25 protein-coding genes are annotated in these 24785 nt (G+C 70.2%); 14 read left to right on the forward strand and 11 right to left on the reverse strand.

The window, feature by feature from the left end; genetic code table 11:
- The 10 genes from ON27_RS07630 to proB form a co-directional block, all read left to right on the forward strand.
- Positions 1-980 (forward strand): class I tRNA ligase family protein (locus ON27_RS07630; protein ID WP_043721572.1); only part of this gene is annotated, 980 nt, incomplete at its 5' end.
- Between the two features lie 77 nt (positions 981-1057).
- The gene (gene folC, locus ON27_RS07635) at positions 1058-2443 is read left to right on the forward strand and encodes a bifunctional tetrahydrofolate synthase/dihydrofolate synthase (RefSeq protein WP_043721641.1); all 1386 of its coding nucleotides are present in this window, start codon (positions 1058-1060) and stop codon (positions 2441-2443) included.
- Positions 2440-2652: a hypothetical protein gene (locus ON27_RS07640; RefSeq protein WP_043721574.1), complete on the forward strand. Its 213-nt coding sequence runs from the start codon at positions 2440-2442 to the stop codon at positions 2650-2652. Before folC ends, ON27_RS07640 begins: the two co-directional genes overlap by 4 nt.
- Entirely contained in the window at positions 2649-3065 is a 417-nt protein-coding gene (locus tag ON27_RS07645; RefSeq protein WP_043721576.1) for a DUF4233 domain-containing protein, read from the forward strand. The genes ON27_RS07640 and ON27_RS07645 overlap by 4 nt, the downstream gene beginning before the upstream one ends.
- Positions 3066-3217: 152 nt before the next feature.
- The gene (gene ndk, locus ON27_RS07650) at positions 3218-3634 is read left to right on the forward strand and encodes a nucleoside-diphosphate kinase (protein ID WP_043721580.1); all 417 of its coding nucleotides are present in this window, start codon (positions 3218-3220) and stop codon (positions 3632-3634) included.
- A 468-nt stretch (positions 3635-4102) separates the two neighbouring features.
- The gene (locus tag ON27_RS07655) at positions 4103-7276 is read left to right on the forward strand and encodes a translation initiation factor IF-2 N-terminal domain-containing protein (protein ID WP_043721583.1); all 3174 of its coding nucleotides are present in this window, start codon (positions 4103-4105) and stop codon (positions 7274-7276) included.
- 332 nt (positions 7277-7608) lie between these two features.
- The gene (gene rplU, locus ON27_RS07660) at positions 7609-7920 is read left to right on the forward strand and encodes a 50S ribosomal protein L21 (protein WP_043721588.1); all 312 of its coding nucleotides are present in this window, start codon (positions 7609-7611) and stop codon (positions 7918-7920) included.
- 22 nt (positions 7921-7942) lie between these two features.
- A complete protein-coding gene (rpmA, locus tag ON27_RS07665) occupies positions 7943-8209 on the forward strand; it encodes a 50S ribosomal protein L27 (protein WP_043721591.1) in 267 nt (88 codons plus the stop codon).
- Between the two features lie 122 nt (positions 8210-8331).
- Positions 8332-9786, forward strand: a complete 1455-nt coding sequence (gene obgE / locus ON27_RS07670) for a GTPase ObgE (RefSeq protein ID WP_043721593.1) — start codon at positions 8332-8334, stop codon at positions 9784-9786.
- A 140-nt stretch (positions 9787-9926) separates the two neighbouring features.
- The gene (proB, locus tag ON27_RS07675) at positions 9927-11069 is read left to right on the forward strand and encodes a glutamate 5-kinase (protein ID WP_245559850.1); all 1143 of its coding nucleotides are present in this window, start codon (positions 9927-9929) and stop codon (positions 11067-11069) included.
- Positions 11070-11939: 870 nt separating this feature from the next.
- Here proB and ON27_RS39745 read toward each other — a convergent pair.
- The 3 genes from ON27_RS39745 to ON27_RS07700 form a co-directional block, all read right to left on the reverse strand.
- On the reverse strand, positions 11940-13178 hold the full coding sequence (locus tag ON27_RS39745) for a hypothetical protein (protein ID WP_051046317.1): 1239 nt from the start codon (positions 13176-13178) through the stop codon (positions 11940-11942).
- Positions 13175-13549 (reverse strand): hypothetical protein, encoded by a 375-nt coding sequence (locus ON27_RS07695; RefSeq protein ID WP_043721607.1) that lies wholly within the window; start codon positions 13547-13549, stop codon positions 13175-13177. Before ON27_RS07695 ends, ON27_RS39745 begins: the two co-directional genes overlap by 4 nt.
- Before the next feature lie 91 nt (positions 13550-13640).
- Entirely contained in the window at positions 13641-14345 is a 705-nt protein-coding gene (locus ON27_RS07700; RefSeq protein WP_043721610.1) for an ESX secretion-associated protein EspG, read from the reverse strand.
- 270 nt (positions 14346-14615) lie between these two features.
- Between ON27_RS07700 and ON27_RS39750 the strand changes: the two genes are divergently transcribed.
- Positions 14616-14966, forward strand: coding sequence for a hypothetical protein (locus tag ON27_RS39750; protein WP_157227114.1), 351 nt, complete (start codon positions 14616-14618; stop codon positions 14964-14966).
- A 32-nt stretch (positions 14967-14998) separates the two neighbouring features.
- Here ON27_RS39750 and ON27_RS07710 read toward each other — a convergent pair whose 3' ends face one another.
- The 6 genes from ON27_RS07710 to ON27_RS07735 all read right to left on the reverse strand — a co-directional run bounded on the left by ON27_RS07710 (position 14999) and on the right by ON27_RS07735 (position 21344).
- Complete coding sequence (locus ON27_RS07710; protein ID WP_043721613.1) at positions 14999-16093, reverse strand: methyltransferase; 1095 nt, start codon at positions 16091-16093, stop codon at positions 14999-15001.
- Positions 16094-16132: 39 nt separating this feature from the next.
- Entirely contained in the window at positions 16133-16915 is a 783-nt protein-coding gene (locus ON27_RS07715) for a MerR family transcriptional regulator (protein ID WP_043721616.1), read from the reverse strand.
- 93 nt (positions 16916-17008) lie between these two features.
- Positions 17009-18514 (reverse strand): flavin-containing monooxygenase, encoded by a 1506-nt coding sequence (locus ON27_RS07720; protein ID WP_043721619.1) that lies wholly within the window; start codon positions 18512-18514, stop codon positions 17009-17011.
- An 11-nt stretch (positions 18515-18525) separates the two neighbouring features.
- Positions 18526-19446 carry a reductase gene (locus tag ON27_RS07725; protein WP_043721654.1) on the reverse strand — a complete coding sequence of 307 codons (921 nt, stop codon included), beginning with the start codon at positions 19444-19446 and terminating at the stop codon, positions 18526-18528.
- A gap of 7 nt (positions 19447-19453) precedes the next feature.
- Complete coding sequence (locus ON27_RS07730; protein WP_051046319.1) at positions 19454-20356, reverse strand: SDR family NAD(P)-dependent oxidoreductase; 903 nt, start codon at positions 20354-20356, stop codon at positions 19454-19456.
- 1 nt (position 20357) lies between these two features.
- On the reverse strand, positions 20358-21344 hold the full coding sequence (locus ON27_RS07735; protein ID WP_043721621.1) for an alpha/beta hydrolase: 987 nt from the start codon (positions 21342-21344) through the stop codon (positions 20358-20360).
- A gap of 78 nt (positions 21345-21422) precedes the next feature.
- On the opposite strand from ON27_RS07735, the gene ON27_RS07740 reads away from it, so the two are divergent.
- Positions 21423-22004 carry a GrpB family protein gene (locus tag ON27_RS07740; protein WP_043721625.1) on the forward strand — a complete coding sequence of 194 codons (582 nt, stop codon included), beginning with the start codon at positions 21423-21425 and terminating at the stop codon, positions 22002-22004.
- 26 nt (positions 22005-22030) lie between these two features.
- Here ON27_RS07740 and ON27_RS07745 read toward each other — a convergent pair whose 3' ends face one another.
- Both ON27_RS07745 and ligD read right to left on the reverse strand, forming a co-directional pair.
- Positions 22031-22981 (reverse strand): D-isomer specific 2-hydroxyacid dehydrogenase family protein, encoded by a 951-nt coding sequence (locus ON27_RS07745; RefSeq protein ID WP_043721628.1) that lies wholly within the window; start codon positions 22979-22981, stop codon positions 22031-22033.
- Between the two features lie 112 nt (positions 22982-23093).
- Complete coding sequence (gene ligD / locus ON27_RS07750; protein ID WP_043721632.1) at positions 23094-24071, reverse strand: non-homologous end-joining DNA ligase; 978 nt, start codon at positions 24069-24071, stop codon at positions 23094-23096.
- A 149-nt stretch (positions 24072-24220) separates the two neighbouring features.
- On the opposite strand from ligD, the gene ON27_RS07755 reads away from it, so the two are divergent.
- Entirely contained in the window at positions 24221-24442 is a 222-nt protein-coding gene (locus ON27_RS07755; protein WP_245559848.1) for a hypothetical protein, read from the forward strand.
- Entirely contained in the window at positions 24439-24747 is a 309-nt protein-coding gene (locus ON27_RS07760) for a hypothetical protein (RefSeq protein WP_043721637.1), read from the forward strand. The genes ON27_RS07755 and ON27_RS07760 overlap by 4 nt, the downstream gene beginning before the upstream one ends.
- Positions 24748-24785 lie beyond the last annotated feature (38 nt).

Raw genomic sequence — 24785 nt, forward strand, 5'->3', positions numbered from 1 at the left:
GCGGCGCGCAGCCGGGCGGCGATCTGTCGGTCGGCGAACCGCACTTGCTGGCCTCGCGCAGCTTCGTGACCAAACTGTTCAACGCGGCCAAGTTCGCGCTGATGAACGGCGCGCGGGTGGGCGATCTGCCCGACCGCGCGCAGCTCACCGACGCCGACCGCTGGATCCTGGACCGGCTGGAGGCGGTGCGCGCCGAGGTCGACGCCGCGTTCGACGCCTACGAGTTCGGCAAGGCGTGCGAAGCGCTCTACCACTTCGCCTGGGACGAGCTGTGCGACTGGTATCTGGAGCTGGCCAAGGTGCAGTTCGCCGCCGACGGCGCGCGCGCCGAGGCGACCCAGCTGGTGCTCGGCGCGGTGCTCGACGCGGTGCTGCGCCTGCTGCACCCGGTCATCCCGTTCGTCACCGAGACGTTGTGGCAGGCGCTCACCGGCGGCGAGTCGGTGGTGATCGCGGCGTGGCCGCAGGCCTCCGGCGTGCCCGTCGACGAACAGGCGGCGCAGCGCATCTCGGACACCCAGCGGTTGATCACGGAGATCCGGCGGTTCCGCAGTGACCAGGGCTTGGCGGACAAGCAGAAGGTGGCGGCCAAGCTGATCGGGGTCGCCGAGGCGGGCCTCGGCGACCAGGCGGCGTCGGTGGCGAACCTGGCCCGGCTCACCGAGCCCGGCGCCGACTTCGGTGCGACCGCGTCGGTGGAGGTCCGCCTGAGCACCGGCACGGTCACCGTGGAGCTGGACACCTCCGGCGCGGTCGACCTGGACGCCGAACGCCGCAGGCTGGAGAAGGACCTCGCCGCCGCGCAGAAGGAACTGCAGAGCACCGCGGCCAAGCTCGGCAACGAGGCGTTCCTGGCCAAGGCCCCCGAGCACGTGGTCGACAAGATCCGGGACCGGCAGCAGATCGCGTCCGACGAGGTGACGCGCATCGGGGCGCGACTGGCGGAGTTGACGCGACTGGCGGAGTTGAGCGGCAAGTGAACCACGAGCCGGAACCGCAATACGGCGACGACGAGCGCCGTGGCGGCGGAGCGCGGCTCGGGTCCGGGCCTTCCCCGGTGGAGCTGGCCGAGATGGCGCTGGTCGAGGCGGAACTCGATCAGCGCTGGCCGGAGACCAAGATCGAGCCGTCGCTCACCAGGATCGCCACGCTGATGGACCTGCTCGGCTCGCCGCAGCAGAACTATCCGGCGATCCACATCGCGGGCACCAACGGCAAGACCTCGGTGACCAGGATGATCGACGCGCTGCTCACCGCGCTGCACCGGCGCACCGGCCGGATCACCAGTCCGCACCTGCAATTGGCCACCGAGCGGATCAGCATCGACAACGCGCCGATCACGCCGGCGCGGTACGTGGAGATCTACCGGGAGCTGCTGCCGTACGTCGAGATGATCGACAAGCAGTCCGCGGCGGCGGGCGGGCCGGCCATGAGCAAGTTCGAGGTGCTCACCGGCATGGCGTTCGCCGCGTTCGCCGAGGCGCCGGTCGATGTCGCGGTCGTGGAGACGGGCATGGGCGGCACCTGGGACGCCACCAACGTCATCGACGGGCAGGTCGCGGTGATCACGCCGATCGGCTTGGACCACATCGACTACCTGGGCCCCGACCTGGCCTCGATCGCCGGGGAGAAGGCCGGGATCATCAAGCGGGCCCCGGAGAGCCTGGTGCCGCGCGACAACGTCGCGGTGATCGCCGAGCAGGACCCGGAGGCGATGGAGGTGCTGCTGCGCCGCGCCGTCGAGGTCGACGCGGCGGTCGCCCGGGAGAACTCGGAGTTCCGGGTGCTGGCCCGCCAGATCGCGGTCGGCGGGCAACAGCTCGAGTTGCAGGGGCTCGGCGGGGTCTACGACGACATCTTCCTGCCGCTGCACGGCGAGCACCAGGCGCGTAACGCGGTGCTCGCGCTCGCGGCGGTGGAGGCGTTCTTCGGCGCGGGCGCGCAGCGGTGGCTCGACCTGGACGCCGTGCGCGCCGGTTTCGCGAGCGTCACCAGCCCCGGGCGGCTCGAGCGGATGCGCAACGCGCCGACCATCTTCATCGACGCCGCGCACAATCCGGCGGGCGCGCGAGCGCTGGCCGCGACCCTCGCCGACGAGTTCGACTTCCGCAAGCTGGTCGGGGTGGTCGCGGTGCTCGGTGACAAGGACGTGGACGGCATCCTCGCCGCGCTGGAACCGGTGTTCGACGAGATCGTCGTCACCAGCAACGGTTCGCCCCGCGCGCTGGACGTGGAGACTCTGGCCGACCGCGCGGTGCAGCGCTTCGGCGACGAGCGCGTGGTCACCGCCGTGACGCTGCCCGACGCACTGGAGACCGCGATCGCGATCGCGGAAGAGGTCGGCGAGCCGGGCGAGATGGTGTCCGGCGCGGGCGTGGTGGTGACGGGGTCGGTGGTCACGGCGGGCGCGGCGCGCGCGCTGTTCGGAAAGGACCCGGCATGAGCGTCCGACCGGGCGGCGGCAGTGCGCGTGGCCGAGTCGGGCTCGCGCAGCACGTGCGCGGCTGCGATCGGATCGTCGGGCCGGAAGGCCACGAGACCCGTCACCGCGTAGGACTCGTTCAGATCGCGCACGGATGCGGCATGAGCATCAGGCCAGAGAGCGGCCTGCGTGACCACATGGGCGCGGATGCCGAGGAGGGCACAGCATGAGCGATTCGGCCGGTCAGGACGAGCAGCCGGTACCACCGCCCGCGACCGACCCGTGGAAGGGCTTCCGCGGGGTGATGGCGGGCACCTTGGTGCTCGAGGCGATCGTGGTGCTGCTGGCCTTGCCGGTGGTCGCCGACGTCGGCGGCGGGGTGACCTGGCTGTCCGGCACCTACCTCGTGGCGCTGGCGGTGGTGATGTTCCTCGGGGCCGGGTTGCAGCGCCGGTCGTGGGCGCTGCCGTTCAACCTCGCGTTGCAAGTGTTCGTCCTGCTGGGCGCGCTCATCCATCTGTCCATCGGCGTCATCGGGGTGGTGTTCGGCGTGGTGTGGGGCTTCCTCTTGGTGCTGCGCGCCGACGTGCGCGGCCGGATGGAGAAGGGCTTGCTGCCCAGCCAGCGCATCCAGCGGCAGTAGCCACCGCGCGGCGGCGGCACGGGTGGCGACCGCCGCCGACGGTGCTGGTCGCGGACTGGTTGCCTCCGCCTTCGTCCGGTCTGCCGCACCGGGGAACAGACCAGTCCGACCGCTGGTGTGGCGCTGGAGAAGGTGCCGGATAGGCTTGCGCCGTGACTGAGCAGACGTTGGTACTCATCAAGCCGGACGGTGTGGCCCGTGGCCTTGTCGGCGAGGTGCTGGCACGCATCGAGCGCAAGGGCCTGAAGATCGTCGCCCTCGAGCTGAAGCAGGTGTCGCAGGAACTGGCCGAGGGCCACTACGCCGAGCACGCCCAGAAGCCGTTCTTCGGCTCCCTGATCGAGTTCATCACCTCGGGTCCGGTCGTCGCGGCCATCCTGGAGGGCCCGCGCGCCATCGCCGCGTTCCGCCAGATCGCCGGCGGCACCGACCCGGTCGAGAAAGCGGTGCCCGGCAGCATTCGCGGAGACTTCGCTCTCGAGACGCAGGAGAACCTGGTCCACGGGTCCGATTCGCCCGAATCGGCCAAGCGGGAGATCGCGCTCTGGTTCCCCGAGCTGCCTGCCTGACCGGGTCTCGACCACCGTGCCCGCGCCGCGGCGACACCCGCGTTCGCGCCGCGGGCCGGACCGAGTCGAGCGCCGATGGCGAACGCCCGGCGCGCGGTGTGGGATACTGGCATCGGCTGCTTTCGACGCCGACTGTTCGTGCAGGTGCGCGAACGAGACGTGACGAGCGCAGCCGGATGACGCCACGGTTCGATGCCGATCATCGCTGCCATGGACAAACGGCCTGGTTACGGGGCCCGCTGTTCGCGTAGGCATGCTGGATGAGCGCTCGATCCGCGGAGTTCAGCCATACAGCCAGGCGCCGCGTGACCAGTTAGCCCGAACGACGAACAACCGAGAGATAACCGGGCACGCGGGGCGAGACCACTTGACCTCGCGCCCACCGGTGCGAGTCGAACGGACAGCGCCCCCGCGTCGGCCGCGTCACTCCCGCAGGGAGGGACGCGCCCGGGGGCCCGAGGAGACTTCGTGGCCGATCAAGAGCCGCTGGAAACAACATCACAGGATGCCGAACAATTGCCGGAGCGAATCCGAGTTCACGCACTCGCCAAGCTGCTGGGGGTAACGAGCAAGCGCATCCTGGCCAAGCTGACCGAGATGGGGGCCGACGCGCGGAGCGCGCAGTCGAACGTCGACCGGGCCGTCGCGGAATCGGTGCGCGACGCTTTGGTGACTGTCGAGGCGGACGCCGAGCAGCCCGCCGGGGAGCCGGCAGAGGCCCCCGCACCGGCGCGGACCCCCGAGCCCGCCGCGCAGGCCACCACACCTGCCGCTGCCGAACCCGCCCGCGAAGAGCGGGCCGAGGCTCCCTTCACCGGTGCGGGGGTGATCTTCTCCGCACCGGATGTGGTGAGTGCCACACAGCCGCCGCCCGGCGCCGCGGCCGCCCCGCCCACTCAGCTCTTCACGCACTCGGTGCGCCCGGAGCCGGAGCCGGTCGCCCCGGTGGTGTTCGAGTCCGCCGCCGTCGTGCAGGCGCCGCTGTTCCTGCCGCCGGACGCCGCGGCCGCCGAGGCGGCGCGTAGGCAGCGGCGCGCCGAGCGCGAAGCCCGGCGCCCCGAAGAGCCCGCCCCCGCCCCCGAGCCCGTCGAGGACGAGACCGCGGCGGCCGAGGAGGAGAGCGAGTCGGCCGACCAGCAGGTCGACACCGAAGACCAGCCGCGCCGCAGGCGCCGCGGCCGTCGCGGTCGCGGCCGGGGCCGTGGCGAGCAGCAGGCCGACGGTGAGGGCGACGGCGAGGAAGGCGAGTCCGAGACCGAGGACGAGTCGGCTCCCGACACCACCGAGGCCGCCGAGGCGGCGGAATCCGGCGAGACCGCCGAAGGCGAGGACGAGGAGGGCCTGCCGGAAGGCTCGAGCCGCCGCCGCCGTCGCCGTCGGCGCCGCAAGGTGGCGGGCGAGTCCGGCGAGAACGAGCCCGCCGACGACGACCCCCCCAACACGGTCGTGCACGAGCGCGAACCGCGCAACAAGAGCCGCAGCCGCGTCGCGGTCGACGAGGTGCAGGGCATCACCGGCTCCACCCGGTTGGAGGCCAAGCGGCAGCGCCGTCGCGACGGACGCGAGGCGGGCCGCCGCCGTCCGCCGATCCTGACCGAGTCGGAATTCCTGGCCCGGCGCGAAGCGGTGGACCGGGTGATGGTCGTGCGCGAGAAGTCCTTCCCGGACCACCCCACCGCGACCCAGGTGGCCGTGCTCGAGGACAACGTCCTGGTCGAGCACTTCGTCACGAGCACCGGCTCGGCGTCCATGGTCGGCAACGTGTACCTGGGCAAGGTGCAGAACGTGCTGCCCAGTATGGAGGCGGCGTTCGTCGACATCGGCCGCGGCCGCAACGGCGTGCTGTACGCCGGTGAGGTCAACTGGGAGGCCGCCGGGCTCGGCGGCAAGGAGCGCAAGATCGAGCAGGCGCTCAAGCCGGGCGATCAGGTGCTGGTCCAGGTGAGCAAGGACCCGGTCGGCCACAAGGGCGCCCGCCTGACCACGCAGATCAGTCTGGCCGGACGGTTCCTGGTGTACGTGCCGGGCGGCACCTCCACCGGCATCAGCCGCAAGCTGCCGGACACCGAGCGCAAGCGTCTCAAGGAGATCCTGCGCGATATCGTGCCCGCCGACGCCGGCGTGATCATCCGCACCGCTTCCGAGGGTGTCAGCGAGACCGAGCTGGCCCGCGACGTGGAGCGGCTGCAGGCGACCTGGCGCACGATCCAGGAGCAGACGGGCAAGGACAACAACGCGCCCAAGACGCTCTACGAGGAGCCCGACCTCCTGGTCAAGGTCATCCGCGACCTGTTCAACGAGGACTTCTCCAGGCTGGTCATCGAGGGTGACCGGGCCTGGAGCACGGTCGAGAAGTACATCGGCACCGTCGCGCCGGACCTGCTCGCCCGGGTCTCCCGGCACGAGAACAACGGCGTCGACGTGTTCGAGACCTACCGGATCGATGAGCAGCTGGCCAAGGCGCTGGATCGCAAGGTGTGGCTGCCCTCGGGCGGCACCCTGGTGATCGACCGCACCGAGGCCATGACGGTGATCGACGTGAACACCGGCAAGTTCACCGGTTCCGGCGGCAGCAACCTGGAGGAGACGGTCACCAGGAACAACCTGGAGGCGGCCGAGGAGATCGTGCGCCAGATGCGGCTGCGTGACATCGGCGGCATGATCGTGGTCGACTTCATCGACATGGTGCTGGAGTCCAACCGCGACCTGGTGCTGCGCCGCCTGACCGAGGCGCTGGGCCGGGACCGCACCCGCCACCAGGTCTCCGAGGTCACCTCGCTCGGCCTGGTCCAGATGACCCGCAAGAAGCTGGGCACCGGGCTGGTCGAGGCGTTCTCCACCACCTGCGAGCACTGCCACGGTCGAGGCATCGTCGTGCACGCCTACCCGGTGGAGCCCGGTTCCGGCGAAGAGGCCGCCGGGCGCACCCGGGAGAGCGGTTCGCGCAGGCGCCGTGGCCGGGACAAGAGCGCGGCAGCGCAGGCCCAGCCCGCCAACGGGTCCGGCCCCGCGGTCGAACACGGCGAGGAGGACGCGGCCGTCAAACGGGCGCACCCGGTGGCGCTGGCGATGGCCGCGCACCAGTCCGAGGAGCCCGAGCCGGAGCCGAAACCGGCCAAGGCCGGGAAGCGGTCGCGGGTCGTCGAGGAGACGGCCGAGGCCGCGCGCGCCGGCGAGCACGCCGCAGCCGGGGAGCGGGTGGTCACCGAGACGGTCGAGGCCGCGGTGGCGGTGCCTGCGGAGGAACCGGAGACCGAACCCGCCGAGGTCGTCGAGGTCGTCGAACAGGTCGAGAAGATCGAACCGGTGCGCGCGGAGGAGGCAGCCCCCGTCGCGCAAGCCGAACCCGAGCCCGAACCGGTGTCGGTGACCGAGGCGGCGCCGACCGCGACGCAGGCGTCCACCAATGGTGTCGCCGAGCCCGAACCGGCCCGTCCGGCTCGTCGCCGGCGGGTTGCCCGTTCGGCTGCCGCGCCCGCCGCGGACAGTTCGGGAGCGGTGTTCGTGCTGCCCACCGGCGAGCAGGCGCCCACGCCCGCGGTCGATTACTCCCAGCCGGAGCCGGTGGAATTGCCGCAGCGCAGCAGGCCGCGCAGGCGGGCGGTCGGCCGTCCGGCGGGTGCGCCGGGCGCGGCCGACTGAGTCGTCGCTCAGCTCGCGTGGCCCCCGCCGGTCGCTCCGGCGGGGGCCACGCGCGTCCCATCGGCGAATCGGTGGCATGCCCCCCGGGCACGCTCGGATGCCGGTTTGGTCGTCGCGGTGGCCGTCCTGTAATCTTGGACAGTCGCTGCCCGGTGACAACATATTTTGTCTTCGTGGCCCGGTTCTCGACAGTTCGATACCGAGAGTCACCAGGCGCCGAGGCGGTGGCGATTACCAGACCAGTCGTGTGGCGGTTTCCGGTGGCATCACATCGGAGGAGTCGCCGCGTGAGCAAGTGCCGAGCACTATAGAGGAAGAAGGGCAGCCGACCGATGGCAACGTACGCGATCGTCAAGACCGGCGGAAAGCAGTACAAGGTCGCGGTCGGTGACCTGGTGAAGGTCGAGAAGATCGAGGGCGCGCCGGGCACCGCCGTGACGCTGGATCCGGTTCTCGTCGTCGACGGCGCCGAGCTGACCACCGATGCCGCGAAGCTGGCCGAGGTCTCCGTGGCCGCCGAGGTGGTCGAGCAGACCAAGGGCCCGAAGATCCGCATCCACAAGTTCAAGAACAAGACCGGCTACCACAAGCGCCAGGGTCACCGTCAGCCGCTGACGGTCCTGAAGGTCACCGGCATCAAGTAAGACATCCCGAGGAGAACCAGCTATGGCACACAAGAAGGGCGCGTCCAGCTCCCGGAACGGACGTGATTCCAACGCCCAGCGACTCGGCGTCAAGCGCTTCGGCGGCCAGACGGTCAAGGCGGGCGAGATCCTGGTGCGTCAGCGCGGCACCCACTTCCACCCCGGCGTGAACGTCGGCCGTGGCGGTGACGACACCCTGTTCGCCCTGTCGGCGGGCGCGGTCGAGTTCGGCACCAAGCGTGGACGCAAGACCGTCAACATCGTCATCCCGGAGCCGGTTCAGGCCTGACCGCCGAACCACTTCCGGATTTACAGCGAGCGGGTCAGGGTCTCGAAACCCTGGCCCGTTTTTCGTGTCCTCGCACGACCAGCTCCGAGTACGACCAGTCCCGAAGGAGGATGATTCGGCGTATGTCCAAGTTCATCGACCGTGTCGTACTGCATGTGCGTGCGGGTAACGGCGGCCACGGCTGCGCCTCGGTGCACCGCGAGAAGTTCAAGCCGCTCGGCGGGCCCGACGGCGGTAACGGCGGCAACGGCGGGGACGTGATCCTGGAGGTCGACTCCAACGTGCACACCCTGCTTGACTTCCACTTCCACCCGCACGCGAAGGCAGGCAACGGCAAGCCGGGCGAGGGCGGCAACCGCGACGGCAAGCAGGGCGCCGATCTGGTGCTGAAGGTGCCCGACGGCACCGTGGTGCTCGACGACGACGGCAAGGTGCTCGTCGACCTGGTCGGCACCGGCAACCGGTTCATCGTCGCTCGCGGCGGCCGGGGCGGGCTCGGCAACGCCGCGCTGGCTTCGAAGGCCCGCAAAGCGCCGGGTTTCGCGCTGCTCGGTGAGGACGGCGAAGAACTCGACCTGGTTCTGGAGCTGAAGTCGGTCGCCGACGTCGGGCTCGTCGGTTTTCCCTCGGCGGGCAAGTCCTCGCTGGTCTCGGTGCTGTCGGCGGCCAAGCCGAAGATCGCCGACTACCCGTTCACCACGCTGGTGCCCAACCTCGGCGTCGTCGCCAGCGGTGACACCACTTTCACCGTCGCCGACGTGCCCGGACTGATCCCGGGAGCCAGCGAGGGACGCGGCCTGGGGCTGGACTTCCTGCGGCACCTCGAGCGCTGTGCGGTGCTCGCCCACGTGGTGGACTGCGCGACGCTGGAGCCGGGCCGCGACCCGGTGTCGGACGTCGACGCGCTGGAGGCCGAACTCGCGGCCTACAAGCCCGCGCTCAGCGCGGACGCCGGACTCGGCGACCTGGCCGACCGGCCGCGCGTGGTGATCTTGAACAAGATCGATGTGCCGGACGCGGCCGAACTGGCCGAAATGGTGACGCCGGAGTTCACCGAGCGGGGCTGGCCGGTGTTCGAGATCTCCGCGGTGAGCCGCGCGGGCCTGCGACCCTTGACCTTCGCTCTGGCCGATCTGGTGCGCAAGTACCGCGAGGAGCATCCGCCGGCGGCGCCCAAGCGTCCGGTCATCCGTCCGATCGCGGTGGACGAGGCGGGCTTCAGCGTGATAGCCGATCCGGAGGAGCCGGGCGGTTTCATCGTGCGCGGCACCCGGCCCGAGCGCTGGGTGCGTCAGACCCAATTCGACAACGACGAGGCCGTCGGTTACCTGGCCGACCGCCTGGCCCGCTTGGGCGTCGAGGACGAGCTGGTGAAGCTGGGCGCGGAGCCGGGTGCGCCGGTGACCATCGGCGCCGTCACCTTCGAGTGGGAGCCGCAGATCTCGGCGGGTATCGACATGGTGCCCACCGGGCGCGGCACCGACATCCGGCTGGAGCAGTCCGACCGGGTCAGCGCGGCCGAGCGCAAGCACGCGTCGCGGGTGCGCCGCGGTTTGGTGCGGGAAGACGAGGAGTAGGACGTGGACGACGGTCGAGTCGTCGTGCGCTCGCGGCCGGTGCCGCGTTCGGCGGGCTCGATCGTGCGAGGTCCGGGTCGAGCCGGGGCAACAGTCCCGGCTACCGTGAATTCGATTGTGGTGCAGGGAGTTCGGTGGCGATGCAGTTGAATTCGATTACCGCCGAGGCGGATTCGTCCGGCCTGAGCGAGGCCCGGCTGGCGATAGCGGCGGCGCGCCGGGTCGTGGTGAAGATCGGTTCCTCGGCGCTGACCAGCCTGAAAGGCGGCCTGGACACCGCACGGCTGGATCGGCTCGCCGACGCGGTGGAGACGCGGATGCGCGCCGGGTCGGATGTGGTGGTGGTGTCCTCCGGCGCGATCGGCGCTGGCATCGCGCCGCTCGGCCTGACCAGTCGTCCGCGCGATCTGGCGACCAAGCAGGCGGCCGCGAGCGTCGGGCAGCTGGCACTCGCGCATGCCTGGGGCACATCCTTCGCACGCTACGGCCGCACCGTCGGCCAGGTGCTCCTGAGCGCCGACGATTTCGCGCGCCGGGAACACCACCGCAACGCGCAACGCACCCTCGATCGGCTGCGCTCGCTCGGCGCGGTGGCCGTGGTGAACGAGAACGACACCGTCGCGACGGAAGAGATCCGCTTCGGCGACAACGACCGGCTCGCCGCGCTGGTCGCCCACCTGGTGGGCGCCGACGCGCTCGTGCTGCTGTCGGATGTGGAGGGTCTCTACGACGGCGACCCGCGCAAGGGCGCGGCCACGCTGATTCCCGAGGTGCGCAGCAGTGCCGACTTGGACGGCGTCATCGCGGGCAGCGGCGGCGCGCTCGGCACCGGCGGCATGGCGTCCAAGCTGTCGGCGGCGCGCCTGGCCGCGGACGCGGGCGTGCCGGTACTGCTGGCCGCCGCCGCCTCGGCCGCCGCCGCATTGACCACCGGCACCGTCGGCACCGCGTTCGCGGCCCGGCCGGTGCGCTTGTCCGCCCGCAAGTTCTGGGTCCGGCACGCCGCCGACAGCCGCGGCGCGCTGCTCATCGACGACGGCGCCGTCCAAGCGGTGGCGCACCGGCGCCGGTCGCTGCTCGCGGCCGGGATCGTGGGCGTCCGGGGACGCTTCTACGGCGGCGACGTGGTGGACCTGGTGGCCCCAGACAACCGGATCGTCGCCCGGGGCGTCGTCGAATACGACAGCACCGAACTGGCGGGCATGCTCGGGCGCTCGACCGCCGAACTGCCCGACACGATGCAGCGACCCGTCATCCACGCCGACGACCTGGTCAAGGTCTGACCACACGACGCGCCCCCGGGCCGCGTACCCGAGCCACCCGTTCACTGGAATCGCAGCGGCTGAGATCTCCGGCTAGGCCGCGGCAGCTCATGCTTCCGGCGAACGGCATCGCGAGTCGTCACCGGCTCCTGTCGGCAGGCGGTCACCTTCGGCCCTATCCGACTGCGCGACCGCGCGTTCATTGCGGCGCGGTTCGTGTGCCTGTTAGACCGTGGCGGCGACGAGGGCACGAGCGGAGCAGCCGCGGTTGTGCTGCTGTGGGCTGGGATCCTGGGCGTGGTGAGCGGTCGGGGCGGGGACGTCGTCGGCAGGAGTCGTGACCCGGATGCGGTTGGACTGCCGCGCTTGGGATGGCTGACCGCCATAGCCGCAGTGAGGGTGTTCGGCCATCTGCTGTCGAAGCGGGCGACGCAGACATGATCGGTAGAACACCACCTTTGTGCCGCCGTCGATGTCGGGGTCGCAGGGGGCGGTGCTCGAGGCATTCGAAGTCCGCCGTCGGCGCGAGACGGCGGGCGCAGTGCGGAGGAGTGGTGGCGGCTGTTGGCAACAGCGGTGGTGATCCTGGATCGCTGGCCACTGGTGTGTGGTGAGAGGTCCGCCCGTCAGGGCGGGGACTTGTCGGCGGCTCGCGACCTGGCGGCGCTTGTGCTGCCGCAGTGGCTGGATCGCCGGTTGCCGAGGCGGTGCTGAGGTGTTCGATGGTTGGCGGTCTGCCCCAGGTGTGGCGGCCGTGCTGCCGTGATAGGCAAATCCGGCTGACGGGCCTGTGGTGCGGGTCGATGTTCGGCGGTCAGGAGGACGCCGTGGGTGGGCTGCCGTGGTGGCCGGGGTCGCCGACCACCACGGGTGTGGTGCGGGGATCGGGCGTCAGGAGGGGACGACGCCGGGTTGGTTGGTTGTGGGTATCTGCTGTTGGTTGCCTTCCACCGGGCCGGTGACGCCGGGTTGACCACCCGGGTCGGGCAACGGGACTTCGGGTCCGGCAGGACCGGGAATCGGGGGCTGCGCGGGGGGCGGCGGGCTCGGCGGTTGGACCGGTTCCGGGCTCGGCGGCGCGGGTGGCGGCGGTGGCGGTGCCGGCGGGCTCGGTGGCGGTGGCGGGGGAGGTTCCGGCGAACTCGGTGGCGGTGGCGGCGGTGGCGGTGCCGACGGGCTCGGCGGCGCGGGCGGGGGTGGTGGCGCTGAGGAACTCGGCGGCGCAGGGGAAGGTGGTGGGGGCGTCGAGGAACTCGGGGGTTGCGTGGGTTCTGGGACAGTCGGCGCGGGAGAAGGACTCGGTGGCGCCGGTGTGGTGGATGGCGCCTGCTGTATCTCCGGTGTCGGCTGTGGTGTCGGTGTCTGAGTGGACGGCACCTGCTGCGGCGGGGGAGCCTGCTGGGTGGGTGGCTGCTGTGTGTCCGGCTTCGCCTGGGCGGGCGGCGCCGGATTGTGTGACGGCTCGGACGATTCCGGCGCACGGGGTGCGGGGCGCGGAGTCTCCGGCGCTACTTGGTCGTTCGGCAGCGTTTGCTCGGGCGTGGCGTATCTCGGTGCGCCAGGGGAGACCGGTTGCGGCGCGGAAGGCACCGTTATCGCGGGTGGCGCGGGCAGCGCGGGCACGGCGGTTCCCGCTGCGGAATAGGCGGGTTTGTAGACCATGTTCATCGCGAGCACGGCTTCCTGGCGCAGAGCCTCCTGCGCCATCTGCGCGTTGATGACGTGCGCGGCCTCCAGCAGTTGCGCGATCGCGCCGACTGGTCCGGAAGCGCCGGGCGGCACCACCGCGAGTTTCACCGCCTCCGCGGCGGCGGCAACCCCGCCGAGGCGGGCGCCCACCTGGCCCAGCACGGCGGCCAGTTCGTCGGCCGACGCGGCGAAACTGCGGGCGGACGCCTGGGCGGCATCGGCGGCGGCGCCCTTCCATTCGGCCGAGTCCATCACGCGATCCACCCCGCCGCGGGTGAGCGGGAACGAGGTGGTGAGCGCCCCGGCCACCTCGAGCCAGGTAGTCGACGCGCGCAGCACCTGCGCGGCGTCGATCTGCTGTGCCTTCGCGTAGATCTCCTCGTGGCGCATGGATTCGAAATGCTCCATCGAGTTGATGTAGGTGGGATCGGATCCGCTCATCGGGGCAACCTCGTCTGCACCGCGCGCAGGGCCGCGGCGCCGGCGGCGTCGGCCTCCTCGAACAGTCCTCCGCTGATCAAGAACGCTTCCTTCATGCGGTAGGCCGCTTCGATGTAGTGGTCGAGCAGAGCCGCAGCGTCGCGCGCCTTGTGGCCGAAACCCGCCTGCAACTGCTGCGCGGACACGAAACCACCGAAACCGCCCAGCTCCGCGACGGATTCGAGGCGTTGCTGCAAGTGGAGCAGCCGATCGGCCTGACGCTCGTACATGTCGGCGCACTGCCGCGCCGCCGCCGGATCGAACTGGACGGTCCCGGCCTGCGCGGCCTCCTTGAATCGGGCGATATCGGCTCGGCTGGTCTCGATCGTCATCGCTCACCCCTGAGATCGGTCGGTCCGCCCAAGACTAACCGGAAGCCGAGGCCGGGTCAGCAATAGTCGGCGGCAATGGCGGTGAAAACGGCTAAACCGGGATGCGCTTTTGCAATTGGATGGCGATCTGCTCGGTGGACGCGGGGGCGATGCGCACTTCTTCGCCCGCTTTGATCAGGTATCTGCCGTCGTTCCGGACGTCTATCCAGGTGTAGTGGATCGGCGGGGGCGGTGTCGGACGATCCAGCCGCGGTTCGATTCTGATGTGTCCCTCGGCGGTGTGCGGCTCGAGCAACAGCTTGCGGATGCGCGGCGCGGCCTGCTGTCGCGCGGGCACGGTCTCCAGATCGCGCACCGCGTCACCGGAAGCGACCCGGGCGGGTTCGCGCCCGGCGGGGGTCTTCGGCAGCAGCGCCGCGATCCGGCGGCCGAGCTTGGCGCTGTGCCCGATCGAGATGCGCACGCGCCCACCGAAATCCGGGCTCGCGCCGGGTTCCTGCACCGCGAGCACGGCGCGGTCGTAGATGGCGGCGGCCAGTAGTCGCAGTTCGCTGCCCGGCTGATGCGCGCCCCCGATCGCCACGATCCTGGTGTGCGGCTCGGCGAGAATGCGCAGGCAGGCCGAGAGGTCGGGGTCGGAGCTGAGGGGAAGCCGCTCGGCGAGGGCGATGCGCAACTTCTCCGCCTCGTCCTCGGTACGGGGCGTCTCCAGGATGCGCAGGGGATACGGATGGCGATCCAGGTCCGTTTCGCGCCAGATGTGGGCGAACTCGTCCGGCGTGAAGGTCCATTCCACGGTCGCATCACATCCTCACGAACCCGCCGATGCTGCTCGTAGCCTAGCGGTTCCGACGCCGGGACCGCAGTTCTCCCACGCGAGCGCCGCACGACTTTTTCGGGTGTGACCGGTATCCGGCCTGGAAAACGATGCTTTCGTGATGGTGTCGCGCTCGACCGGTCCCACCGATTCTGCTGAAATACCAGAAAGGGTTCAGGGACGTACAGGGGCTGAGCGGAAGCCCCGGCACGGCAACAGGACGGACGAGATCTGCCGAGGAGGATGCGGGTGCACACCATGATGCGGCGCATGGGCGCGGGGACCGGACTGCTGTTGTTCACCGGCGTCGTCTGGCTCGGCGCCGGGCCCGCCGCCGCCGAGCCGACCGGCTGCTACGTCGATCGCGGCGTCACCGATGCGGCCGCCCGGTGCCACAGCGGCGAGGGCGCGTCGGTGCTGGAGGCCGAGTGCTTCGGTTTCTTCCTGCCGTCGGTCCGGTCCGGGCCGGTCTTCGGCTACTACAGCGGCTTCGAGTCTCAGGAGACGCCGGTGGGCAAGCCGATGCGTGTCACCTGTGTGGCCGACGGCGCCGTGGGGATCGCCACCCTCGCCTTCGTCGTCCCCGCCGCGGCGGATTAGAAGTCCGTTCATAGCACCGAGTTCGGCAGCGGTCAGCTGGGCCGGGCCTCGAGCACGTTGTCCGGAGAGGCCGTCGGCACGCACCGGATCAGCGTGAAACCGTGCCGGGCGAGGAACTCGCGGTACTCGGCCTCGGTCCGTTCCCGCCCGCCCGCATTGACCAGCATCTCCAGGTCGATGAATTTGCTGGGATGCGGCGCGGTGTGCTCGGGGACGACCAGCTCGACGATCAGCAACCGGGCGTCGGGGGCCATGGCCGCGCGCAGCGTGCGCAGGATTCGCGCCGCGTCCGGTTCGGCCCAGTCGTGCAGGATGTGCTTGAGGATGTAGGCGTCGCCGCCTTCGGGGACGCTGTCGAAGAACGATCCGCTGCGCACCGCGCAGCGTTCGGCGAGGCCGAGTTCCGCGAGCCGCGCGGGCGCCGCGGCCACCACCTCGGGCAGGTCGAACAGGATGCCGCGCGATCGGGGCGCACGGCGCAGTATTTCGGTGAGCAGCGTCCCTTCGCCGCCGCCGACGTCGACCAAGGTCTGGTAGCGGCCGAAATCGTAGGCGGCGAACAGCGGTTCCATCGCCAGGGTGCCGATGCTGGTCATCGCGCGATCGAACAGTTCGCCGAATTCGCGGTCGCTCGCGACGTATTCGAAGAACGGCATCCCGTCGAGCTTCTCGCCGACCGGCTCGCCGGTACGCACGGCCTCCACCAGGTGCGACCAGTGGTTGCGGTGACCGGGCGAACCGAAGAACAGCACCGCGTCGCGCAGCGACACGTCCGCGTCACGGCGCAGGGCACGCGCCATCGGCGTCAGCGCGTAGCGTCCGTCGCGCCGCTGCGTGAAGATGCCGTGACTGATCAGCAGTCGCAGCAACCGTCGCAACGCGTCCTCGTCGGCGCCGACCGCCGCCGCGAGTTCCGCGCCCGACCGCGGGCCCGCCGCGAGTTCGTCGGCCACCCCGAGCGCCGCGGCGGCATGGATGGCCTGGGTGATCCACCCGGCGGCGATCAGCTCCATCAGCGCGACGTGTCCCGGCACGATTTTGCGGAACGCGACGGCCAGCGCGGCGCGCACCGATTCGACGGTCCGTACCAGCGGCAGCGGAGGGATTCTCGGTCGGTCGGACGCCACGGCGACTCCATCCGTCGAAGGTCGGCACTCTGCGCTTGTCTAGGAGGGTACGTCGCGGCCGGATTCGCTGCGCTGTTTCTCTCGCTCGGCCGCCGTGGCGAGGTAGTCGCCGAGTTCGCGGCGCAGCGTGACGTCCAGCGAGCGGGCCAGCGTGGCGTGGACCGAGGCCACGGCCAGCTCGCGCATCTTGTTGAGCATCGTTGTGAGGTCGGCGATCTCGCTGCTGGTCTCGGGCATCCAGCCGGGGCCGTGCTCATCGATGATGTGCTGTTTGGCGGCCGTGATCATGATGTGGGTGATGTCATCGATCCGGTCGGCCACTTCGGCGTAGATCTCGACGAGCGTGCGCAGTTCGAGGCCGTACTCGTGCAGTTCGGCGAACGAGGTGAGCAGCTGGGTCTCGGTGAACACCACCGTGTCGCCTTCCAGCCGGACCAGCTTCATCTCGCGCAGCCGGTCGACCAATTCGTCGGCCTCGGTGCCGAGGATGGTGCCGATCAGCTCGCGGGGCACCTCGAAGGTCTCGTCCTTGGCCCAGGACGCGGTGACGGCGTGTTGCAGGCCGAGCACCTCGGTCAGGTCCTTGCCGGTCTCCCAGCTGGTGATGAAGTCGGCGATGTGCGCGGTGGTGAAGCCGCGCTGCAGCAGCGCGTCGATCAGGCGCAGCCGCTCCAGGTGCGCATCGTCGTAGATGCTGGCCCGGCCGTCCTTGCCGACCGGGGGCGGCAGCAGACCGCGTTCCTGGTAGGCGCGCACATTGCGGGTGGTGGTGCCCGCGGCGCGCGCGAGGTCATCGATCCGGTACTCCGGCGTCGACCTCACCTCCCTCGCTGACCGCGGCGCCGCTGGACCGGCGGCGCGCTGCTGATTCCCTGCGGACCGAGTCTATCGTCCGCGCCGCCGGTCCCTCGGCACCTAGCAAACCGGTGCGACTCGTGGTCGCCGCTGGTCGGCGGCCGATTCGACCACCAGATAATCGTCCAGGTCCACCGTGCGCAGCTGGTGGACGTACTGGGTGGCGAACCCCGGATACATCGTGGCGTTGAAGCCGTCCTCGGTGAGGTACCAGCTGCGGCAGCCCGAGTTCCAGGTGGTGGCCGACAGCCTGCGCTGGATGGCGGCGTTGTAGCGGTCCTGCCGATCCTGCCGCACGTCCAGCATCCGCAGACCGCGGTCCAGGATGATGCCGATCGCGCCGACCAAGTAGTCGATCTGGGCTTCCATGTAGACCAGCGCCGAGTTGTGCCCTGGCCCGGAATTGGGTCCGAACGTGAGATACAGGTTGGGATAACCGGATACCGCGACGCTCTTGAAGGCGTAGGCCCCACGCGACCATTCCTCCGCGAGGATCCGGCCACCGCGCCCGACCACCGGGATGGGCGTCCCAGCCTTGGAGACGTCGAATCCGGTCGCGAAGACGATGCAGTCCGCCTGGTGCTCGATGCCTTCCGCGGTGCGGATGCCGTGCTCGGCGATCCGGGCGATCGGCCAGGTGATCAGCTTGCAGTTGTCCCGCTGCAGGGCGGGGTAGTAGTCGTCGGTCATCAACAGGCGTTTGCAGCCCGCCCGGAAGTCCGGGGTGAGCTGGCGGCGCAGCCAGGGATCCTTGACCTGTCTGCGCAGCTGCGCTTTGCCGACCAGTTCGACCACCCTGGTCAGCGGCGTGTTCCAGACCACGCCCAGCGCCACCGACTCGTGTCCGTAGAACCAGGCGCGCCGGGCCAGTTGCTCGGCGGCGGGCACCCGGCGGTAGAGCTCCTTGGTCAGGCCGTTGGTCTGCCGGTTGATCCGCGGCAGCACCCAGCCGGGCGTGCGCTGGAACACCTTCACCGAGGCGGCCTTGTCGACCAGTTCCGGAATGATCTGGACGGCGCTGGCTCCCGTGCCGACGACCGCGACGCGCTTACCGGTGAAGTCGTAGTCGTGATCCCAGCGGGCGCTGTGGATCTTGTGGCCCTGGTAGGTCTCGATGCCGCGGATATCCGGGAGGCTGGCGTTGGCCAGCGGCCCGGACGCGAGCACGACGGTGCGGGCGAGAATCGGCTCCGCGTGGCCCTCGATCGAGATCTCCCAGACCCCGGCTTGCTCGTCGAACACGATGCCGGTGACGTTGTGCCCGAACCGCAGGTGCGGACCGAGCCGGAATTGCGCGGCCATCGCCTCGATGTAGCCGAGGATCTCGTTGCTGCCGGAGTAGGTGCGCGACCAGTCCGGGTTCGGCGCGAAACTGTAGGAGTACAGCCGGGACGGAATGTCGCACGCCGCACCGGGATAGGTGTTGTCGCGCCAGGTGCCGCCGATCGCCTCGCCGCGCTCGAAGATCACGAAATCGTGGATCCCGCGCTGCTTCAGCCGGATGGCCGTGCCGATTCCGGCGAACCCGCCGCCGATGACGGCGACGTCCAAGGTGTGCGTACTCATCGGGTTCCCTGTCATGCCGCGGGCTCGTAGGTCAGTTCCTTGGACCAGGCCGGGTTGTTGCGCAGCAGCGCCTTCGGCATCAGCCCGGTGATCTTCACCAGCGCGTCGGCCACCAAGTGGTAGGGGTGGCCGCGATCGATCACCCAGCCGCCGTGCGTCTTCACGATCTGGTACATCGGAAGCCTGCGGGCGAACTCGCTGCGCTCGCCGACATTCGCGTAGCGCTTGAGCGCCCCGTAGAGCTTCTCCTCGTCGACGCCCATCGCGACGATGTTGTCGCGCATCTTGTTCAGCAGCGGCACGTAGCTCAGCACGCCGATGATCAGCGACGGCTTGGCCCAGCCGCCGACCAGGTCGATGAGCAACTTGCGCATCTCGGCGTGCCCGAGCAGGTCCATCACGGCGAAATCGACAGCCAGGTGCCGGGATTCGTCGGAGTTGATCTTCTTGAACGCCTCCTGGCAGACCGGGTCCTCGATCTCGTCCATGATGAACTTGATCAGCGCGCCGTCCAGCGCCACCTCCAGCATCGGGATCACGGTGCCGAGGAACGACAGCGACATGTCGTCGGAGTACTTGTCCAGGAAGTCGATCACCAGCTTGACGTTCACGTTCGGCTGGGGGATCTCGTCGCCGTCGAGCATGCCCCACCGGCGCATCAGCGCCAGTTCGGCGTTGGCGTGCTTCTGCTCCTCGGCGTGGAAGTAGCGGTAGATCTCACGCAGCGTCTCGGTCGGCGCCTTCTTGGCCATCGCCGCGAAGCCGCGCGCGCCGACGTTCTCGATCCACATCAGGTCGGCCATGAACGGCTTGAGCTTGGCGTGCAATTCGGGCGTGATCGTCTCGGCGCCCGGCGCGTCCCAGTCGATGTCGGCCAGCGCCCACTGACGATCCTTGATTTTGCGGAGCATGTCGTCGAAGTCCATCGCGATGGCCATGTCAGACTCCTGTCTTGTCGGTGACCGACGTGCGGTCGGTGGCGGTCGGGTCCTCCTGGGGCAGCAGCCGATCCAGGAGGCCGAGAACGAAGGTGTACTGCGCGGGGAAATACCGCTTGAGCAGCCAAACGGCGTGCGCGTCCAGTTGCGGGAGCACATAGAGCCTGCCGCTGTCGTGCGCGTCCAGGGCCGTGCGCGCGACGCGCTCGGGGGAGAACCCGGTCCAGCGCATGAGGAAATCGGCCAGCTGCGCCGACTCCCGGGTGATCCGGCCGTCCCTGGCGACGTTCGTGCGGACGAACGTGGGGCACAGCACGGTGACCGCGACGCCGGAACCGCTCAGCTCGGCGGCCATGGTCTCCGACAGCGAGAGCACGCCGGCCTTGGACACGTTGTAGGCGGCCATCGAAGGGGCGGCGGCGAATCCGGCGGCCGAGGCGACGTTGATGATGCCGCCGTGCCCGGCGGCGCGCAGGCGCGGGGCGAAGACCTCGCAGCCGTGCACCACGCCCCACAGGTTGACGCCCAGCGCCCACTGCCAGTCGTCGAAGCCGATGCGGCCCACCGGTTTTCCGCCGATGCCGACGCCCGCGTTGTTGATCACCAGGCTGACCGGGCGCTCGAACAGCGTCTCGGCGAACCGGGCGAGCAGCTGCACGTCTTCGCGCCGGGCGACGTCGCAGCGGAAGGCGTGCGCGGCGCCGGGGCGGGTGCGTTCGATCAGGGCCACCGTCTCGTCGGCGCGCGCTTCATCGATGTCGGCGCAGATCACCCGGCCGCCGCGGGCCGCGATCTCCAGCGCGAACGCCCGGCCGATGCCGCTGCCCGCGCCGGTGACCACGGCTCGCGCGCCGTGCGTGCGCTTGGGCCGGCCCAAGGCCACCAGCTTGTCCAATCCGAACATCTCAACTCACCTTTTCCGTGCCGGAGGTAGCTACCAGCGCCGCGCGCAGGAAGTCGGCGGCGCGGGCGAGGGCCTGGTCGGCCTCGGGCACCACCACGGGAAGGGCCTGGAAGACGTGCAGTTGCCCCGGCCAGACCTCGAGTTCACAGCTGCCGCCCGCGCGCCGGACCATCTCGCACAGCGCCCGTGCGTCGGCGGCCAGCATCTCGGTGCCGCCCACCTGAACCAGGACCGGCGGCAGGGACAGGCCGCGGGGAACGTCCAGTCGCAGGCGCGGCGCGTCGGCCGGGTGTCCGTTGGTGTAGGACGCGGGCAGCCTGCTCGCCGCGGCGGCGGAGATCAGCGGATCGGTCCGGACGCGTTCCTGCTCGGCGGCCAGGCCGAGGGTCAGGTCCAGCAGCGGCGAGAACATCGCGACCGCCGCGGGCTGGGGCCGCCGGTCCCGGGCGTTCTCCACGAGCAGGTCCAGCGCGAGGTGCCCGCCCGCGGAATCGCAGGCGATCACCAGGTCGCGCGCGGCGATGCCACGGCCGAGCAGCCAGCGGTAGCCCGCCTCGACGTCGTCGGCCGCGGCCGGGAACCGGTGTTCGGGCGCGAGGCGGTAGTCGGTGAGGAAGACCGGAAGCCCGGTTTTCGCCGACAGCCGAGCGGCGAGCGCGCGATGCGTACGGGCCGAGCAGATCACGTAGCCGCTGCCGTGGATGTAGTAGACGGCTCGCGTCCCGAACGGCACGCCGGCCGCCCGCACCCATTCGCCGCGCACCGCACCCGACCGAACCTGCGTGACGGAAGTGCCGGACGGGACGGGACCACCGACGGCCATCAGGGTGGCGATGAGTTTGCGGGCGAACCAGACACCCGCGGTGTTCATCGGAACCGCGCAGTTCAGCGGTCGAAGCGTGAGCCTCGTGGCCGCGGCGGCCACGGTGGCGCGGGTCGAGGGCACGGCGGGAACGCCGGGGACCGAGGTCCTCGTTGACCTTGTCATGCGTCCAGAATCAATGACAAATGTGCCATTTGTCAATGGCACATTCAGAGAAGGCTATTAGACGGGTTACTGTGACGTGTGGCGACGTTGGACGACGACGGGATCGCGGCTGCGACGATCGGTGACTTGCAGCCCTATGCGGTCGAGGTGGTTCTCGCGCAGTACGACACTGCGTGGCCGAACGAGTACGCCGAGGAAGAAGCCGCTATTCGTGCCGCGCTCGGCGATGTGGCCCTGCGGATCGAGCACACGGGCTCCACATCGGTTCCGGGTCTGGCGGCGAAACCGGTGATCGACATCCTGCTGCTCGTTCCGGATGCCGCCGACGAAGCCGCCTATCTACCGGCGCTCGGGGCTGCCGGATACGCACTGCGCGTGCGGCAACCGGACTGGTATCAGCATCGCTGTCTCGTCGCCCGGGCCGAAAGCGGTGCGCGACGCAGCGTAAATCTGCACGTGTTCGCACCGGAATCCGGCGCACCGGAGATCGAGCGGATCTTGGCTTTCCGCGACTGGCTGCGCACGCACGAAGACGACCGGGAGTACTACGAGCGGACCAAACGGGAACTCGCCCGGCGCGACTGGAAATACGTGCAGCACTACGCGAATGCCAAGAGCGAGGTCATCGAGGAGATCCTCGGCCGAGCGCTGCCCGGCTGATACCGGGCATCGGCTCATGCTTCGCGTCAGTACCCCCGCGCGGGATCGATCGGCGCCAGTAGTTCGCGGCCTTCGAGGAACCGCTCGACGTTCGCCTCGACGTGATCGGCGAAGGCCGCGATCCGCAGCTGCGGCGGGTTCGAATCATGCGGAGTGACAATGGCATTGGGCAGCGTCCAGAGCGGATGCCCAGCCGGGAGCGGCTCCGGGTCGGTGACGTCGAGCGCGGCCCCGCCGATCGCGCCGGAGGCCAGCGCCTTCACCAGCGCGTCGGTGTCGATGAGACCGCCGCGCGCGACGTTGACGATCCACGAGGACGGCTTGAGCCGCGCGAGTTCGTCCGCGCCGACGAGCCGCCTGGTGGCGGGTGTGGCGGGCGCGGCGAGCACCACGTGATCGGTGTGCGCCCAGACGCGGCCGAGATGATCGGCGGAAACGGTCTCGACCGACGAGGGAATGCCGGGGCCGGTGACCGGACGCCCGCTGCGGTTGACCGCGATGATGTGCGCGCCGAGCGGCACCAGCATCGGGATCAGCGCGCGGCCGATGCCGCCCGCGCCGACGATCGTCACCGTCTTGCCGCGCAGCGTGCCGACGTGGGGAAAGAAGTCCTGTTGCCGCCAGTCCGTCGCGCGCAGGTGCTCGGGCAGGTACCGGACGCCCGCGAGCAGCAGCATCAGCGCGTGCTCGGCCACGCTCGCCGCGAAAGCGCCTGCGGCCGAGGTGAATCGCACGCCGGGATGCCTGGCGATGACGCCCGCGCCGAACCAGTCCTCGACGCCGGCGGCAGGCAGCTGCACCCACTCCACACCGGCGGGCAACTCCTCCGGGAACTCACCGGGGCCGCCGACCCAGATCAGCCCCCGCGCCTCGTCGAGGCCGGAGATCACCGCGCCCGCCTCCACGACGGCCTTCTCCACCAGCGTGGGAGGCGGGTCGGTGGGGCCGATCGCGATCGTTACTGCCGGTCGGTTCATGGACGGACCTCCTTCGGAGCAGTAGGACGTGGTCGCGAGCAGGGTGGACGTTGCGACCGTAGCACCGCCGGGCGTGCGACGACCGGTCGCGGGGCGCCGGTTCGGCGCGACGCTAGGCCTCGCGCCGATCGGTGTGCTCCTCGTCGAGCTCCACGTCCACTTTGTCCCGCTCGGCCCATTCCAGGAGCGGATCCAGACCGAACACCGCGTCGTCCATGCCCGCGTGCAGATCGCCGAGTTCGGCGAAGCGAGCGGGAACGGTGGACATGGTGAAATCGCGCGGATCGATATCGGGAATCTCGTCCCAGCGTACCGGGGTCGAAACCGTGGCGGCCGGGACGCCGCGCACAGAGTAGGCGGCGGCGATGGTGTGGTCGCGCGCGTTCTGGTTGTAGTCGACGAACAGCAGCTTCGGATCGCGGTCGCGGCGCCACCAGGTGGTGGTCACGTCGTCGGGTGCGCGGCGCTCGACCTCACGGGCGAACGCGAGCGCCGCCCGGCGCACCTCCTGGAAACCCTGATCCGGCGCGATCCGGACGTACACGTGCAGGCCCCTGCCGCCGGAGGTCTTCGGCCATCCGACGGCGCCGATCTCGTCGAGCACCTCGTGCACCACACCGGCGACACGCTGCACCCGCGACCACGGGCAATCCGGCATCGGGTCCAGATCGATGCGCCACTCGTCGGGACGCTCGGTGTCGGCGGCGCGGGAATTCCACGGATGGAACTCGACCGTCGACATCTGCACCGCCCAGATGACGTCGGCGAGCTTCTCGACGCACAGCTCGTCCGCGTGCCTCCCGTAGCGCGGAAAGTACACCCGCACAGTCGGAATCCAGTCCGGCGCGCCCGCGGGCAGCCGCTTCTGATGCACCTTGTCGCCCGCGAGTCCTTTCGGAAACCGGTGCAGCATGCAGGGGCGGTCGCGCAACGCGTTGACGATGCCGTCGCCCACACTCAGGTAGTACCGCACCAGATCGAGCTTGGTCGCGCCACTCTCCGGGAAGTAGACCCGGTCCGGGTTGGAGACACGGACTGTGAGGTCGTCGACCTCGAGTTCGATCGCCGAACCGGCGGATTTGCTTGCCACGAATCGACCTTAATAGGCCCCGGCCGGACCGGGCGGTCCGAAGCGCCGCGAGAGCGGGCGGGCGAGACATTCCCACGGCAGGCGCCACGAGCCGGTTCCGGTCGGCGCACCGCTCTGGTATGCATACGGGTGTGAGCAAGGCGACGCGCGTGACCGTCACACTGGACCCCCAGGTGGCCGAGTGGGCCAGGGAAGCCGCCGATCGCCAGAACCGCAGCCTTTCGGCGGTGATCAACACCGCACTGCGCACCGCGCTCGTGCACGACAGCCTGACCGCGCTCGCCATCGACGAGGAAGCCGAGCTGGCCGCCGCCTACGACGACGTGACGCTCACCCAGGTCGCCGAAGACGACGCGGGCACCGCCGCATGAGGCGCGGAGAGGTCTGGCGCTACGCCCCCACCCTCAGTGACGGCACTCCCTTCCCGCGACGCATGCGGGTCGTGCTGGTCTCCGACTCGGCGATGATCACCTCGCGCTATCGCTGGCTACAGGTCGTCCCGCTGCGCGACGCCGACCCCGGCCACGTGCTGGCCACCCACACCGAACACGGCTGGGCCGACACCTTGAAACTGCACCGCGCCTACCGCCCCTGGCTCACCGAACATCTCGGCGTGCTCACCCAGGAGGAGACCGAATCCCTCGACGCGCGGTTGCGGGCGACGTTGAGTTTGTAGTGCCGCGCCTTCGCGCGGCGTGTTCGCGGCCCCTTTGG

It is taken from the genome of Nocardia asiatica NBRC 100129 (assembly GCF_000308415.1).
Classification (GTDB): domain Bacteria; phylum Actinomycetota; class Actinomycetes; order Mycobacteriales; family Mycobacteriaceae; genus Nocardia; species Nocardia asiatica.

What these genes read in the sequence shown, in the direction of transcription:
- ON27_RS07640 (WP_043721574.1), top strand. Translation starts at nt 2,440, where the DNA reads ATGAGCGTCCGACCGGGCGGCGGCAGTGCGCGTGGCCGAGTCGGGCTC.
- ON27_RS07645 (WP_043721576.1), top strand. Translation starts at nt 2,649, where the DNA reads ATGAGCGATTCGGCCGGTCAGGACGAGCAGCCGGTACCACCGCCCGCG.
- rplU (WP_043721588.1), top strand. Translation starts at nt 7,609, where the DNA reads ATGGCAACGTACGCGATCGTCAAGACCGGCGGAAAGCAGTACAAGGTC.
- rpmA (WP_043721591.1), top strand. Translation starts at nt 7,943, where the DNA reads ATGGCACACAAGAAGGGCGCGTCCAGCTCCCGGAACGGACGTGATTCC.
- obgE (WP_043721593.1), top strand. Translation starts at nt 8,332, where the DNA reads ATGTCCAAGTTCATCGACCGTGTCGTACTGCATGTGCGTGCGGGTAAC.
- proB (WP_245559850.1), top strand. Translation starts at nt 9,927, where the DNA reads ATGCAGTTGAATTCGATTACCGCCGAGGCGGATTCGTCCGGCCTGAGC.
- ON27_RS39745 (WP_051046317.1), bottom strand. Translation starts at nt 13,178, where the DNA reads ATGAGCGGATCCGATCCCACCTACATCAACTCGATGGAGCATTTCGAA.
- ON27_RS07695 (WP_043721607.1), bottom strand. Translation starts at nt 13,549, where the DNA reads ATGACGATCGAGACCAGCCGAGCCGATATCGCCCGATTCAAGGAGGCC.
- ON27_RS07720 (WP_043721619.1), bottom strand. Translation starts at nt 18,514, where the DNA reads ATGAGTACGCACACCTTGGACGTCGCCGTCATCGGCGGCGGGTTCGCC.
- ON27_RS07730 (WP_051046319.1), bottom strand. Translation starts at nt 20,356, where the DNA reads ATGTTCGGATTGGACAAGCTGGTGGCCTTGGGCCGGCCCAAGCGCACG.
- ON27_RS07735 (WP_043721621.1), bottom strand. Translation starts at nt 21,344, where the DNA reads ATGACAAGGTCAACGAGGACCTCGGTCCCCGGCGTTCCCGCCGTGCCC.
- ON27_RS07745 (WP_043721628.1), bottom strand. Translation starts at nt 22,981, where the DNA reads ATGAACCGACCGGCAGTAACGATCGCGATCGGCCCCACCGACCCGCCT.
- ON27_RS07760 (WP_043721637.1), top strand. Translation starts at nt 24,439, where the DNA reads ATGAGGCGCGGAGAGGTCTGGCGCTACGCCCCCACCCTCAGTGACGGC.